The sequence below is a fragment of the Rhodococcus sp. WMMA185 genome, from assembly GCF_001767395.1.
Classification (GTDB): Bacteria; Actinomycetota; Actinomycetes; order Mycobacteriales; family Mycobacteriaceae; genus Rhodococcus_F.
The window spans coordinates 1,860,052-1,874,882 of the sequence record NZ_CP017014.1; the positions used below are offsets into that span (position 1 = coordinate 1,860,052).

Consider the following 14,831-nt stretch of genomic DNA (forward strand, 5'->3'; position numbering starts at 1 on the left):
GTGAAAGCGTGGCCACCTCCGAATCCAGACTCGCACATGCGAGAGGCGGACGCTTGTCCTCGCCCCCCGGATCATGCGTTCGCGATCACTAGGGCACACAAGAATTCATAGTTGCACAGCTTGCGAGTCGCTGTTCGGCCATTCGTTCGTGACGATGCCGTGACCAGGCCAAATGTACTGTGTAGAGACCTATTCGAGACGGTCTTGATGCTTGGGCCGAAGCAATATCGGCGATGTCACCCGGATCGATTGGCTACCGTGCTCGATCAGATCGCGCGGGTACGCTCGATCTGGTGAACCACTGGATCGAACGCGCTCACGACGTCGCAGAGAACGTCTTTGCTCCGGTGGCCGACACCGTCGACGCCGAGGGGAAGATCCCGCCCAGCCACTTCGAAATCCTGGCCAAGGAGGGTTTTTACGGGATCAGCGCACCCCCCGAACGCGGCGGACCCGAATTGGGCCCCGAGGACCGAGCAGACCTCTTCGAAACCATGTTCGGCAGCTGCCTGGCCACCGCATTCACTTGGGCACAGCATGGCGGCGTCGTGAGACGGCTGGCCACGTCGCCGAACGCCGCCCTGCGCGACACCTACTGGGATGCCGTCGTAACCGGATCCGTCAAGAGTGGCATCTCGGGTGCGGGAGCCGCCCCGCAGCCGCCGCTGCTTCACGCGCGGCGCACCGACGGTGGCTACGTTCTCAACGGTGTGGCGCCGTTTGTCACCGGTTGGGGCATCATCGATGTCGTGCTGTTTCTGGCCCGCGACGAGGTCGATGATTCGATCGTGGCGATGGTTGTCGATGCGCACCCGAACAAGGGGGTTTCTGTTCACCCGCTGCCACTGATCGCCGCGAACGCAAGCAACACCGTCAAAGTTGGATTCGAGAACTTCCAGGTTTCAAGCGATCGGGTGTGCGACGTGTTCGCCCGCGACGAGTTCATGGCCGGAGAGACACTTCTGTCCAAGTTCAACGCAACGATGCCGTTGGGCATTGCCCGGCGGTGCTTCCAGGAACTCGAGAAGCGGGCAGTCGACACAACCGTCTTCGCGGCACAGCTGTCGACCGTCCGTGACCATCTCGATGCCACATTGACCGGAGGATATGACCGGAACGAGGCCCGAGCGGAGGCCGCGGTACTGGCCATTCGAACCGCCACAGCCCTCATGGCGGCGACCGGCAGTTCCTCGTCGGTGAGAGGCAACACCGCCGAACGACTCGCACGCGAGGCAATGCTGGCCATGATGGTCGCATCGCGGCCGGAGCTTCGCACGGCGCTAGTCGATGAACTCGCAGCGCCGGCCCCCCTGACTTCATCCCGATTGTGAAGTGTCGTCACGCAGCATCGACGGCGTCAGCCCGAATCGTTCGGCCACCTTGTTCGATCACATCGAGCGGTACGCTCGATGTGGTGAACCACTGGATCGAACGCGCTCACCACATCGCCGAGACGGTGCTCCTGCCCGCGGCCAACACCGTCGACGCGGAGGGGAAGATCCCGCCCGGCCACTTCGAGGCGCTGGCTGTCGAAGGCTTCTACGGCATCAACGTTCCCCCTGAGCTCGGCGGGCCCGATCTGAGTGTCGACGACAGGGCCGATCTGCTGGAGGTCCTGCACGGAGCTTGCCTGGCCACCGCATTCACATGGGCACAGCACGGCGGCCTCGTCAATCACTTGGCAACGTCGCCGAACGCCGCCCTTCGCGACACCTACTGGAATGGCCTCCTGAACGGGTCCATCAAGGGCGGCATCTCCGGCGCGGGAGCCGCTCCGCAACCACCGCTGCTCTACGCGCGACGCACCGACGACGGCTACGTGCTCAACGGTATGGCGCCGTTCGTCACTGGTTGGAACATCATTGACGTCATGCTCATCTTGGCCCGCGACGAACTCGACGACTCGATCGTAGAGGTCGTTGTCGATGCGCGCTCGGCCGAGGGAATGTCTGTGCAGACGCTGCCACTCATAGCCGCGCGCGCAAGCAACACGGTCAGGATTCGATTCGAGAACTTCCAGGTTCCCGCCGATCGGGTGTGCAACGTGATCACCCGGGACGAATTCATGGCAGGAGAAACTCTCCTTTCCAGATTCGTCGCATCGATGCCCATTGGTATCGCTCGGCGGTGTCTGGCAGGGCTCGAGGAACGGGACGTGGACACGGCGAACTTCATGGCGCAACTGGCAACCGTCCGCGACCATCTCAACGCGACATTGTCCGGCGACTACGACCTCCACGTCGCCCGGGCCGAGGCCTTGGCGCTGGCCGTTCGAGCGGCCACGGCCCTCGTGGCGGCCACGGGTAGCTCCTCGTCCGTGAAAGGCAACACGGCCGAGCGGCTCGTTCGTGAGTCCATGTTGGCGATGGTGGTGGGGTCGCGGCCCGAGGTTCGCGCCGCACTGCTCGACCAATTCACCGCGGCGGCCCCATTGGCTTCATCCCTGCCGTGAGTGCGGACGTTGCGCTTCAACCAACGACCAACATATCGTTGATTCGTATTTGCCGAACACGCATTTTCTTCATCGCGACTTCGCGCGAGCTGACTTCGGACAAAGCGGGTTCGACAGCGATTCCTCGAGGATCGCGGATGTCTACCACAACATTCGAGCAAGATAGATGGCCGCGGGTACACCACCGGAAACGGTAAACGAGGCCACGCTATTGCAAGGGGGTTCGAAGTGAAGAAGGTAGTGGTGATTACCGGTGCGTCATCTGGAATCGGCTTCGCTACGCTGGAGAAGCTTGTAGCTGAAGGTCATACGGTTTATGGTTCCGCACGGACCGAAGAAGACGCGAACAAGATCGAGAGTGCCGGCGGTAAGCCGTTGGAAATGGAGATGACAGAATCTTCGACCCTCGAAAAGGCCGTGAATTCGGTTGCAGAGGATGCGGGTCGTATCGATGTACTGTTCAACAATGCGGGCTATGGGTTGTATGGCTCCGTCGAGGAGACCTCGATCGACAAAGCCAAACACCAGTTCGAAGTGAATCTGTTCGGACTGGCCCGGATGACACAGCTTGTCCTGCCGTACATGCGAAAGCAAGAAGCGGGCACGATCATCAACACGTCGTCGATGGGCGGAAAGGTATACACACCGCTCGGCGCCTGGTATCACGCCACCAAGCACGCGCTGGAGGGCTGGTCGGACTGCCTACGACTCGAGCTGAAGCAGTTCGGGATCGATGTGGTCGTTATCGAACCGGGCGGTATCCAGACGGCGTGGGGCACCGTCGCTGCGGACAATCTCCAAGAGATCTCGAGCGGCGGACCGTACAGGGACTTCGGGAAAAGGGTCGCCGACGGCATGAGAAGCAGGTACGAAAAGCAGGGATCGCTTACTCCCCCATCTGCCATCGCCGATGTTGTATCGAAAGCCGTATCTTCCAAGAGACCGAAGACACGATACGTGGCCGGCAAGTACGCGCGACCACTGCTGTTCATCCGAAAGTACTTTGGCGACAGGGTATACGACCGCGTGGCGATGTCCGCCGCCTGAACGGCCGCCGCCCGATAGCTTCGGGCGACGGCCGTAGCGGAACGGGTTCTCGCTGGGAGATCAGTCGCCCTCGAGCTCACCCTCGGTTTCGAGGTACACCTGCCGCAATCCGTCGAGCGTCGCCTGCTCGGGATGCTCCCACATGCCCCGCTCGACGCCCTCGAGGAGGCGTTCGGCTATACCGTGCAGCGCCCACGGGTTGGACTGCTCCATGAACTTGCGATTCTGCTCGTCGAGCACGTACGACTCGGCGAGCTTCTCGTACATCCAATCGGCGACCACGTTGGTGGTTGCGTCGTATCCGAACAGGTAGTCCACGGTGGCCGCCATCTCGAACGCACCCTTGTAGCCGTGACGGCGCATCGCCTCGAGCCACCGCGGGTTCACCACCCGGGCACGGAACACCCGGGACGTCTCCTCCGACAGGGTGCGGGTGCGCACCGACTCCGGCCGGGTGCTGTCGCCGATGTAAGCCTCCGGTGACGTCCCGGTGAGCGCACGCACCGTTGCGACCATCCCCCCGTGGTACTGGAAGTAGTCGTCGGCGTCGGCGATGTCGTGCTCACGGGTGTCGGTGTTCTTGGCCGCCACGGCGATACGGCGGTACGCGGAGCGCATGTCGTCGGCTGCAGGCGCGCCGTCGAGTCCGCGCCCGTACGCGAACCCACCCCACGTGGTGTAGACGTCGGCGAGATCGGCGTCCCCGCGCCAACTCTTCGAGTCGATCAACTGCAGCAACCCGGCTCCGTAGGTGCCCGGCTTGGAACCGAAGATGCGGGTGGTCGCCCGCCGCTCGTCGCCGTGCTCGGCGAGGTCGGCCTGTACGTGCGCTCGGACGAAGTTCTGCTCCGCAGGCTCGTCGAGGGCGGCCACCAACCGGACGGCGTCGTCGAGCAACGCCAGTACGTGCGGGAAGGCATCACGGAAGAAGCCGCTGATGCGGACCGTGACGTCGATGCGCGGACGCGCCAGTTCGTCGAGGCCGATCACCTCGAGGTTCGTCACCCGGCGGCTGGCCTCGTCCCACACCGGCCGCACACCGAGGAGCGCGAAAACCTCGGCGATATCGTCACCGGAGGTCCGCATGGCGGAGGTGCCCCACACCGACAGGCCCACCGACCGCGGCCAACCGCCGTGGTCCGACTTGTACCGGTCCAGCAGTGATTCAGCCATGGCCTGGCCGGTTTCCCAGGCCAGCCGCGACGGCACCGCTTTGGGGTCGACCGAATAGAAGTTGCGGCCCGTCGGGAGCACGTTGATCAGCCCGCGCAGCGGTGAACCACTGGGTCCCGCGGCGATGAACCCGCCGTCGAGCGCGTGCAGCACCTGGCCGATCTCGCTGTCGGTTTCGCGCAGCCTCGGCACCACCTCGGTGGCCGCGAAGCGGAGTATCTGAGCGACCGTGGTGTCATCGGTGAGGGTGTCCGCGGCGTCGGGCCGCCACCCCGCGTCGTGCATGCGCTCCACCAGCGCCTGCGCCTGCTTCTCGATATCGTCTACCCGGGTACGGGATTCGTCGCCGTCTTCGCTGAGGCCGAGCGCCTCCCGCAGCCCCGGAACGGTCTGCTCGCCTCCCCACATCTGCCGGGCCCGCAACATGGCGAGAACAAGTTCGACCTCGGCGCCGTCGCGGGGCGCCCGGCCGAGGACGTGGAGGCCGTCGCGGATCTGGACGTCCTTGATTTCGCACAGCCAGCCGTCGACGTGCAGAAGCATGTCGTCGAACACGTCTTCGTCGGGGCGTTCGTCGAGACCGAGATCGTGGTCCATCTTGGCGGCCCGCATCAATGTCCAGATCTGCTGACGAATCGCCGGCAACTTCGACGGATCCAGGGCGGAGATGTTCGCGTGCTCGTCGAGGAGTTGTTCGAGCCGAGCGATGTCGCCGTAGCTCTCGGCGCGGGCCATCGGCGGGATCAAGTGGTCGACCAGGGTCGCGTGGGCACGCCGCTTTGCTTGGGTGCCCTCTCCGGGATCGTTGACAAGGAACGGATAGATCAACGGCAGGTCGCCGAGCGCGGCATCGGTTCCGCACGACGCGGACATGCCGAGCGTCTTGCCCGGCAACCATTCGAGGTTTCCGTGCTTGCCGAGATGGACGAGCGCATCCGCCCCGAAACCGCCGGCCGTCGCGCTTGCGGCGATCCAGCGGTAGGCGGCGAGGTAGTGGTGACTCGGCGGAAGGTCCGGGTCGTGGTAGATCGCGACCGGGTTCTCACCGAATCCACGTGGCGGTTGCACCATGAGCACAAGGTTGCCGAACTGCATTGCCGCGATGACGATTTCACCGTCCGGATCCTGGGACCGGTCGACATACAGCTCGCCGGGCGCCGGGCCCCAGTGCTCCTCGACGCCCTCGCGCAGATCCGCGGGCAGCGCCGCGAACCACTCGCGGTAGCGGGCGGCGGAGATACGGATCGGATTGCCCTCGAGTTGCTCCGCGGTCAACCAGTCCGGGTCCTGACCGCCAGCGGCGATCAGGGCATGAATCAGCGCATCCCCGTCCTGCGCAGCCAGTCCGGGCACGGCGTCCGGCCCGTCTTCGGGCCCCAGGTCGTATCCGGCCGCGCGCATCTCGGTGAGCAGCCGAATCGTGCTGGCGGGGGTGTCGAGACCAACCGCGTTGCCGATGCGGGCGTGCTTGGTGGGATACGCCGACAGCATCAGCACAATCCGCCGTTCCGATGCGGGGATGCGGCGCAGTCGGGCGTGCCGGACCGCGATGCCCGCCACCCGGGCCGCGCGTTCGGCGTCGGGAACATAGGTGGAGAGGCCGTCGGCGTCGATCTCCTTGAACGAGAACGGCACCGTGATCAGCCGGCCGTCGAATTCGGGTACCGCGACCTGGGTCGCCACGTCGAGCGGGGACAGTCCGTCGTCGTTGGACTCCCACGATTCGCGACTGCTGGTCAGGCACAGGCCCTGCAGGATCGGTACGTCGAGTGCGGCGAGGGCGGCGACGTCCCAGGACTCGTCGTCACCTCCGGCCGAGACCCCGGCCGGTTTCGTTCCTCCGGCTGCGAGGACGGTGACCACCAGTGCGTCGGCGCGGCGCAGGGTCTGCAGCAACTCGGGTTCGGCGGTGCGCAGCGAGGCGCAGTAGATCGGCAGCGGATGTGCACCGGCGGCCTCGACGGCCTCACACAGCGCCTCGATGTAGCGGGTGTTTCCCGCCAGGTGCTGGGCCCGGTAGTACAGGACCGCGACCGTGGGGCGGTCGCCGTCGGATTGGTTCGGGGCGAACGGTGCTATCCCCCAGCTGGGCAGGCGAACCGGCGCCTCGAACCCGTGACCGGTGAGCAGCACCGTGTCCGACAGGAAGTGGTGCAATTGCGCGAGGTTGTCGGCGCCGCCCTCGGCGAGGTAATTGTGCGCCTCGGCAGCGACCCCGGCGGCAACCGTCGAGCACTCCATCAACTCGGCGTCGGGGGCGTGCTCGCCACCGACCACGACCACGGGCAACCCGGCGGCCAGAACCGCGGCGAGGCCCTCCTCCCATGCCCGCCGTCCACCGAGGATGCGCACGACCACGAGATCGGCGCCCTCGAGCAGTCCCGGCAGATCCTCCTCGACGAGCAGTCGTGCCGGGTTCGCCCATCGATAGTCCGCGCCGCTGGCGCGCGCGCTGAGCAGGTCGGTGTCGGAGGTGGAGAGCAGCAGGATCACAGGTGGGGCCTTCCTGGGGTGTCGCGCCCCGTGGCGGTGGTTCCACGTAAGCCGTGGGTCTGGATCGGGCGGCAGGCGAGGGTCTGGCTCGCCCGCCGGGTTCGGCGAGCTCACAGTGGCGCGACCGCACCGGATTTCCGCCGGTTTCCTCTCCTGGAGCCGCAAGTGCTCGTGATGCTACCGGGCGCCACCCGTAGCCTGGGACCATGGTCGACTCCCGTTCCCGTCCCGATGCCTGCCCCGGCGCGTTCCAGGTCCACCAGGCCGCCGACGGGGCACTCGCCCGCGTCCGGCTTCCCGGCGGCGTCTTGACTCCCGCCCAGGTCCAGGCACTCGCGGAGTCGGCGCGCGACCTCGGCAACGGCGAGATCGAACTGACCTCGCGCGGCAACGTGCAACTGCGGGCTGTCAGCGATCCGCGGGAGTTGGCCCGCCGCCTCGGCGGCGCGGGACTGTTGCCCTCGGAGACTCACGAACGCGTCCGCAATATCCTCGCCTCGCCGCTGACCGGGCGCCTCGGCGGCCTCACGGATCTGCGCGGGGTGGTCGACCAACTCGACCGGGAGCTGTGTGCCGACCCCGCCCTGGCGGAACTGCCGGGCCGCACCGTCTTCACCCTCGACGACGGACGCGGTGACGTCTCTGCGCTCGGTGGTGACTTCGGCATTCACGCGGTCAGCGAGACCGAGGCCGCCCTGGTTCTCGCCGGTCGTGACAGCGGCGCCCGAATCGCGCTGACGGAGGCGGTGACCGTGCTCTTGAACGCGGCTCGCGTCTTCCTGGAACTTCGCGATCAGCAGTGGCGACTGTCCGAGATCACCGATGCGGTGGAACGCACGCTCGCGGCGCTCGGCCTCGTATCCACCGCCGACCCGGTCATCGGGTTTACCGAACATCGGGCACCGATCGGGTGGCTCGACCAGCCGGACGGGGGAGTCTTGCTCGGCGGTGGTCTCGCGTTCGGAATCCTCGATGAAAGGATGGCGCAGTTCCTCGCCGCGATCGACAGGCCGGTGATCGTCACCCCGTGGAAGTCATTGCTGCTGTGCGACCTCGACGAATGGTCCGCCGAGCAGGTGGTGCGCGTCCTGGCCCCGATGGGCCTGATCTTCGACGAGAACTCGCCCTGGCTGGACGTCAGCGCCTGCACCGGGCAGCCGGGATGCGACAAGGCACATGCCGACGTGCGCGCCGACGCGCGAGAGGCCGTCGAGGCGGGTGAACTCGTCGACGGAGAGCACCGGCACTGGTCGGGATGCGAGCGGCGCTGCGGGCGTCCCCGCGGTGAGGTGATCGACGTCATTGCGACCGCGACCGGCTACCGGGTGGACAGGCCGTGAGCGGCGCACCTCTATCGTGACCCGAATGACCGAGTACATCCGAGACGGCGCGGAGATCTACCGCCAGTCCTTCGCGACGATCCGCGCCGAGGCGGATCTGAGCAACTTCCCAGCGGACGTCTCGCAGGCCGTGGTCCGGATGATCCACGCCAGCGGCCAGGTCGATCTTACGGGCGATGTCGCGTTCACCCCCGGTGTCGTCAAGGCCGCCCGCACGGCACTCGCCGGTGGCGCACCCATCCTGTGCGACGCGCAGATGGTGGCAGCCGGGGTGACGCGAAAGCGTTTGCCCGCAGACAACGAGGTGCTGTGCACGCTACGTGACCCCCGCGTCGCCGCACTGGCGGAGCGAATCGGCAACACCCGTTCCGCCGCCGCTCTCGAGTTGTGGCGCGACAAGCTCGAGGGCGCCGTCGTCGCCATCGGCAACGCACCGACCGCGCTGTTCTACCTGTTGGACATGATCGAATCGGGTGCGCCCCGGCCCGCCGCGGTCGTGGGCGGTCCGGTCGGCTTCATCGGTGCCGCGGAGTCCAAGGAGGCGCTGATCGAGCACCCCAGCGGGCTCGACTACCTGGTGGTACGCGGTCGGCGCGGTGGCAGCGCCATCACGGCAGCGGCCCTGAACGCGATTGCGAGTGAAGCAGAATGAACTCCGAGGCGCACAGGCCCGGGAAGCTGTGGGGCGTCGGCATCGGGCCGGGCGACCCGGAGCTGGTGACGGTCAAGGCCGCACGGATCATCGGCGAGGCCGACGTCGTCGCCTTCCACAGCGCCCGCCACGGCAAGAGCATCTCTCGGGCCGTCGCGGAGCCGTACCTGCGTGAAGGTCAGATCGAGGAGCATCTCGTCTACCCCGTCACCACCGAAACCGTCGACCATCCCGGTGGGTATCAAGGCGCGATCGACGAGTTCTACGAGGAGTCCTCGGAGCGACTCGCGGCCCACCTCGAGGCCGGCCGCACCGTGGCGCTTCTCGCAGCCGGAGATCCGCTCTTCTACAGCTCCTACATGCACATGCACAAGCGTCTGTCGCAGCGGTTCGAGGCCGAGGTGATTCCCGGTATCACGTCGATCAGCGCCGCCTCCGCCGCGTTGGGAACCCCGCTCGTCGAGGGCGAGGAGATTCTCACCGTTCTGCCCGGCACCCTGCCGGAGGGCGAGTTGACGCGGCGGCTACGCGAGACGGACGCTGCCGCGATCCTCAAGCTCGGGCGCACGTATCCGACCGTCCGGAAGGCGTTGAGGGACTCCGGACGGATCGACGAAACCTGGTATGTCGAGCGGGCCAGCACCGCCCGTGAGCGGATCGACCAAGCCGACGATGTCTCCGACAGCGACGTCCCCTACTTCTCGATCGCCATCGTTCCCAGTCCGTCGAATGCCCGGCCCGACGACGCAGCCCCCGGTGGGGAGCTGGTCGTCGTGGGGCTCGGCCCCGGCGATTTGTCGTGGACGACACCCGAGGTGCAGCACGAATTGTCGTTGGCCACCGACATCGTCGGATACGGCCCGTACATAGACCGGGTGCCGGAACGTCCGGGGCAGCGCCGCCACCGCAGTGACAACAGGGTCGAGGCCGAACGCGCGGCGATGGCGCTCGACCTGGCGAAGAACGGGGCCCGTGTTGCCGTGGTGTCGTCCGGAGACCCGGGCGTGTTCGCGATGGCGGCCGCGGTCCTCGAGGTGGCGGACGAGGATCAGTGGCGCGACGTTCCGGTGCGCGTCCTGCCCGCAATGACCGCCGCGAACGCCGTGGCCAGTCGCGTCGGTGCCCCGCTCGGACACGACTACGCGGTTCTGTCTTTGTCCGACAGACTCAAGCCCTGGGACGTCGTGGCGCGGCGCATCTCCGCGGTCGCGGGCGCCGATATGGCCTTTGCTGTCTACAACCCCGCCTCGAAATCGCGCACCTGGCAGGTCGGGGCGATGCGCGACCTCGTGCTCGAACACCGATCCCCCGACACTCCGGTGGTCATCGGTCGCGACGTGGGCGGCCCCCAGGAGTCGGTGCGGGTCGTGCGACTCGCCGACCTCGACCCGGCCGAGATCGACATGCGATGCCTGCTGATCGTCGGCTCGTCCAAGACCACAGTGGTCGAGGGCGAACATGGAAGAAGGGTCTTCACTCCTCGCCGATACCCAGGCTGACTACGGCTGCGCCCGTCGGTCAGCGAGGAAACCGAACACGGCGCCTTGTTCTCCTCCGACTCTCGCCACATCATCGGAACTACCGCGCCCGCGTCCATGCCGGGCTCAGGTCACCGAACCGTGGAACGGACGGAGAACTCTCATGGCTGACGTGCGCAAGGCAACCTACGACCTGCTGCGGGTCCACGGGCTGACGACGATCTTCGGCAATCCGGGGTCGAACGAGTTGCCCTTCCTGGCGGGATTACCCGACGATTTTCGCTACATCTTGGGCCTGCACGAGGGGGCCGTGCTCGCCATGGCGGACGGGTATGCGCAGGCGCGGGGCGGTGCGGCATTCGTAAACCTGCACGCGGCGGCGGGCACAGGCAATGCGATGGGTGCGCTCACCAACTCGGTGTACTCACACACCCCGCTGATCATCACCGCAGGCCAGCAGGTCCGCTCCACGATCGGCCAGGAAGTGATGTTGGCCAACGTCGACGCGCCGACACTGCCGAAACCACTCGTGAAGTGGTCGAGCGAGCCGGCATGTGCACAAGACGTCCCCAGGACGATCAGCCAGGCAATTCACATCGCGAACCTGCCCGCCAAGGGGCCGGTATACGTGTCGGTGCCGTACGACGACTGGGAGCAGGAGGCCCCCTCCTCCACCCGACATCTGGCCGAACGCACAACGGCGCCTGCCAACTCCCTGAGCGCGGATCAACTCCGCACCCTCGTCGAGGCCCTCGAGCGTGCCCAGCACCCCGTCCTCGTCCTCGGCCCCGAAGTGGACGCCGAGCGCGCCAACGACGAAGCTGTGCGCCTCGCGGACGCCCTCTGCGCTCCGGTGTGGATCGCACCATCGCCGTCCCGGTGCCCCTTCCCTACCCGCCACCGCAGTTTTCGGGGCGTGCTACCGGCTGCCGTTCGGGGAGTGGCCTACGCGCTCACCGGACACGACCTTATTCTCGTCGTCGGAGCCCCGGTCTTCCGATACCACCAGTTCGCGCCCGGTGAGCACCTGCCCGAGGGTGCGCGGTTGATCCAGCTGACGAGCGATGCTGGCGAGGCCGCGCGGGCACCGATGGGCGACGCGTGGGTCACTGGCATTCGCGACGCCCTGGCCCGTCTGGCCGATGCGGTGCCCGGACGAGATGCGCCGCTCCCCCCGCTTGCCGAGATACCGCCTGCCCGAACGTCACCGGACGGCATTCACCCGGAGCAACTGTTCGCGCTGCTGCGCGAGAGCGCGCCCGGCGATGTCGTCTACGTGAAGGAGTCGACATCGACGAGCGGGGCCTTCTGGTCTCAGATGGACTTGCCTCGACCGAACACCTTCTACTTCCCCGCATCCGGCGGTCTCGGGTTCGGACTTCCGGCCGCGGTCGGGGTGCAACTCGCGCTCCCCGACCGCCAGGTAGTCGGCCTGATCGGGGACGGATCCGCCAACTACGGCATCACCGCCCTGTGGACCGCCGCCCGATACGACATCCCGGTAATCATCGTGATCCTGAAGAACGGAACGTACGGGGCACTCCGATGGTTCGCCCGGATCCTCGATGCCGACAAGGCCCCCGGGTTGGACGTCCCCGGAATCGACTTCGCCGCCATCGCGTCCGGGTACGGTGTCGCGGCGACCTCGGTTCGAACATCAAGCGATTTCGTAAGCGCTCTCAAGGAGGCGCTGGCGGGCAATCATCCTGCTGTGATCGAAGTCGAGACCGCCGTCACCGAACCCGAGTAGTGGCTCGTGTCGGTTCGGCACCGACCCTTGACAAGGATTTGCGACAAGGATTTGCGTCTCCGAACGGCCACACATCGTTGATGCAGCTTATGGGGTGTTGAGGTACTCCTCAATTGCCTGCTGCGCATTGGGGTTCCCCTGTGCGATACCGATGACAGCGCCGGTGACTGCGCCGATAGGCGTGCCAACGATGCAGCCCGCGACGAAATTGGGGAATATCGACACACACCCGACACCGAGGCCGATGAGCGCGCCGATCGCCGTTCCGGCTGCCCCACCGTTGGCCCAACCCATTCCGAGTTCGTTGAGCATGTTGTCGAGCGCGGCCTGCTTCTCCGGCGACGGAGGAGGACCGAAGAGGTCGGGCATGGGCATGGCGGGAGCCGGTGGTGGGGGCGCCGGAATGCCGGGATCTGCCGCCATCGGGTCGGCATGAGCTGTCCCCGCTCCGAGCGTCACGGTTGCGGCCACCAGAACTGAAGCTGCCGACTTCTTCATCACGTTCATACGCGACCCGCCTTAAGGAGTGTTGAGATACTCGTCGATCGCCTGCTGCGCATTGGGGTTCCCCTGCCCGATCCCGACGACGGCGCCGGTGACTGCCCCGAGCGGTGAACCGATAATGCAGCCCGCGAGGCTACCGGGGAACATCGACACGCACCCGACGCCGAGGCCGATGAGCGCGCCGATCGCCGTTCCGGCTGCCCCACCGTTGGCCCAACCCATTCCGAGTTCGTTGAGCATGTTCTCGAGTGCGGCCTGCTTCTCCGGCGACGGAGGAGGACCGAAGAGGTCGGGCATGGGCATGGCGGGAGCCGGTGGTGGGGGCGCCGGAATGCCGGGATCTGCCGCCATCGGGTCGGCATGAGCTGTCCCCGCTCCGAGCGTCACGGTTGCGGCCACCAGAACTGAAGCTGCCGACTTCTTCATCACGTTCATATGCGATCCACCTTGCTGGCTGAGCTCAAACTCTGTTCGACTGTAACCGAAAGTCGTACGCGCGGGCCGTGAAACCGCGGTCCGGGCGGGTACTTTCCAATGGTCACAAGTCGATTTCGGATCGATACTCAGGTCGGCGAACTGCCCTGCAAGTCCGCTACCAGCTGGTAGAAATCTGTCGTACCGCCGAGTAGGGGTTGTCACATGATTTCGAAACCGATTCTGGCCACGTTGACCTGTGCCGCTGCGGCGGTTCTACCCGCCTTCCCTGCCGGTGCCACGCCGTCATCGGGTGTGAGCGCGCAGACACTCCTCGAAACCACGGTTCCCGCCGTCGGCACTTCGGAGGCCACGGTGCTGACCCTGCGGCGCATCGCGATCGCACCGGGCGGCACAACGGGCTGGCACTACCACGACGGTCCCGTGTACGCGTACGTCGAATCAGGAACACTCACCCGAACTCTCCAGGACTGCACGATCGTCACGACGACGAAGGGTCAGACCGTCGCAGAGGGCCACGGAAGTAACCAAGTCCATATGGGCGCCAACCTCGGCACGGCCCCCCTCGTCCTCCTCGCGCTCTACGTACAACCGGAGGGAGACCCTCTGTCCGAGAATGCTTCCGACCCACGATGCTGATTGAGGCCACACTGCGCCCGTCGACGGCACCCTCGGCCAGTGGCTAATCCTGGTGCTCCAGCACTGCCACGCCATCAACGCCCAGTTCGCCGACCCCCTGCCCTTCGTCGAGATCCCCGTCACCGCCCACTCCATCGGCAAGTGGATCTGGGACAATTTCAACGAGGACACCTACCGTGCACGTCAAGCCCCCCCCCCGCGGAAGCAAGGGCGGCAAGGCCAGCGCCAAAGTCATGGCCCCACCAAGCTCGACCTCGCCACCGCGCTGGACTGCGCGCTATGTGCAAGGGCCAGCCCGATCCCAACAACGCCCGTCCATCGCTGCCTGAGAACTCGCTGAATGCTCGGGTACTCCGGATCTATCGCCTGTTCGGGTCGATACAACCACTGTCAGCCCGCCGCTACCCAAAACCATTGCTACCCCGCCGGATCCGGCGGACAGACACAGCACGCCACGCCTACCCGTCACTGGGCGCAAGGCTTCGATACACGCCGGTCGAGGAAGTACAGTCAGGCGTCTCGCGATCCCCCGTTCAGCGAACGTTGATAGCCATTGGCGAACACGACCACGCCCACCAACATCATAAAAACCCCAAGGTTCCTGCCCATCTCGATGAACGGGGTAAAAGCGACGATCGCTCCAGCCAGGACCACACCGAGTCCTCCCGCACCAGACCGCGTCAGGTGGGCTTTCCGGGTGATGATCCACCAGGAAAGCCCACTCAGCGCAGCGGAGAGCGCGGAAAGCCATAGGTAGTTTGCGTCACCGCCAGCAACCGCAGCGACAAGCGCTGTGACGCTGACGATCATGCAGAACCAAGCCCAAGCATGAAGACTATTCAGGATGCGCACGACGACAGGCTACGAA

Annotated in this window: 12 protein-coding genes and 1 riboswitch; of the genes, 8 read left to right on the forward strand and 4 right to left on the reverse strand. The window is 66.1% G+C overall.

Translation table 11 applies throughout. From position 1 onward, the window contains the following. Nucleotides 1-293 precede the first annotated feature (293 nt). The 3 genes from BFN03_RS08190 (at nt 294) to BFN03_RS08200 (ending at nt 3,499) form a co-directional block, all read left to right on the forward strand. Entirely contained in the window at nt 294-1,331 is a 1,038-nt protein-coding gene (locus BFN03_RS08190) for an acyl-CoA dehydrogenase family protein (protein WP_070380730.1), read from the forward strand. Between the two features lie 83 nt (nt 1,332-1,414). After that, nucleotides 1,415-2,452, forward strand: coding sequence for an acyl-CoA dehydrogenase family protein (locus BFN03_RS08195; protein ID WP_070380731.1), 1,038 nt, complete (start codon nt 1,415-1,417; stop codon nt 2,450-2,452). A 228-nt stretch (nt 2,453-2,680) separates the two neighbouring features. Next, on the forward strand, nt 2,681-3,499 hold the full coding sequence (locus BFN03_RS08200) for an oxidoreductase (RefSeq protein WP_070378602.1): 819 nt from the start codon (nt 2,681-2,683) through the stop codon (nt 3,497-3,499). Between the two features lie 60 nt (nt 3,500-3,559). Here BFN03_RS08200 and cobN read toward each other — a convergent pair whose 3' ends face one another. Next, nucleotides 3,560-7,165, reverse strand: coding sequence for a cobaltochelatase subunit CobN (gene cobN / locus BFN03_RS08205; RefSeq protein WP_070378603.1), 3,606 nt, complete (start codon nt 7,163-7,165; stop codon nt 3,560-3,562). 57 nt (nt 7,166-7,222) lie between these two features. Beyond that, a riboswitch (cobalamin riboswitch) is annotated at nt 7,223-7,375 on the reverse strand. Between cobN and cobG the strand changes: the two genes are divergently transcribed. The 4 genes from cobG to mdlC all read left to right on the forward strand — a co-directional run bounded on the left by cobG (nt 7,372) and on the right by mdlC (nt 12,385). Further along, nucleotides 7,372-8,505, forward strand: a complete 1,134-nt coding sequence (gene cobG / locus BFN03_RS08210; RefSeq protein WP_070378604.1) for a precorrin-3B synthase — start codon at nt 7,372-7,374, stop codon at nt 8,503-8,505. Its footprint overlaps the riboswitch before it by 4 nt. Nucleotides 8,506-8,530: 25 nt before the next feature. Further along, entirely contained in the window at nt 8,531-9,157 is a 627-nt protein-coding gene (locus tag BFN03_RS08215) for a precorrin-8X methylmutase (protein WP_070378605.1), read from the forward strand. Further along, on the forward strand, nt 9,154-10,656 hold the full coding sequence (locus BFN03_RS08220) for a precorrin-2 C(20)-methyltransferase (protein ID WP_070378606.1): 1,503 nt from the start codon (nt 9,154-9,156) through the stop codon (nt 10,654-10,656). Before BFN03_RS08215 ends, BFN03_RS08220 begins: the two co-directional genes overlap by 4 nt. A gap of 142 nt (nt 10,657-10,798) precedes the next feature. Further along, a complete protein-coding gene (gene mdlC / locus BFN03_RS08225; RefSeq protein WP_070378607.1) occupies nt 10,799-12,385 on the forward strand; it encodes a benzoylformate decarboxylase in 1,587 nt (528 codons plus the stop codon). An 87-nt stretch (nt 12,386-12,472) separates the two neighbouring features. Here the strand turns inward: mdlC and BFN03_RS08230 are convergent, their stop codons facing one another. Both BFN03_RS08230 and BFN03_RS08235 read right to left on the reverse strand, forming a co-directional pair. Next, complete coding sequence (locus BFN03_RS08230; RefSeq protein WP_070378608.1) at nt 12,473-12,892, reverse strand: hypothetical protein; 420 nt, start codon at nt 12,890-12,892, stop codon at nt 12,473-12,475. A gap of 12 nt (nt 12,893-12,904) precedes the next feature. Beyond that, the gene (locus tag BFN03_RS08235) at nt 12,905-13,324 is read right to left on the reverse strand and encodes a hypothetical protein (protein WP_070378609.1); all 420 of its coding nucleotides are present in this window, start codon (nt 13,322-13,324) and stop codon (nt 12,905-12,907) included. 204 nt (nt 13,325-13,528) lie between these two features. On the opposite strand from BFN03_RS08235, the gene BFN03_RS08240 reads away from it, so the two are divergent. Beyond that, on the forward strand, nt 13,529-13,963 hold the full coding sequence (locus tag BFN03_RS08240) for a cupin domain-containing protein (protein WP_070378610.1): 435 nt from the start codon (nt 13,529-13,531) through the stop codon (nt 13,961-13,963). Nucleotides 13,964-14,473: 510 nt separating this feature from the next. On the opposite strand, the gene BFN03_RS08250 is transcribed toward BFN03_RS08240, so the two are convergent. Next, nucleotides 14,474-14,815: a hypothetical protein gene (locus BFN03_RS08250; RefSeq protein WP_070378612.1), complete on the reverse strand. Its 342-nt coding sequence runs from the start codon at nt 14,813-14,815 to the stop codon at nt 14,474-14,476. Nucleotides 14,816-14,831: the final 16 nt, after the last annotated feature.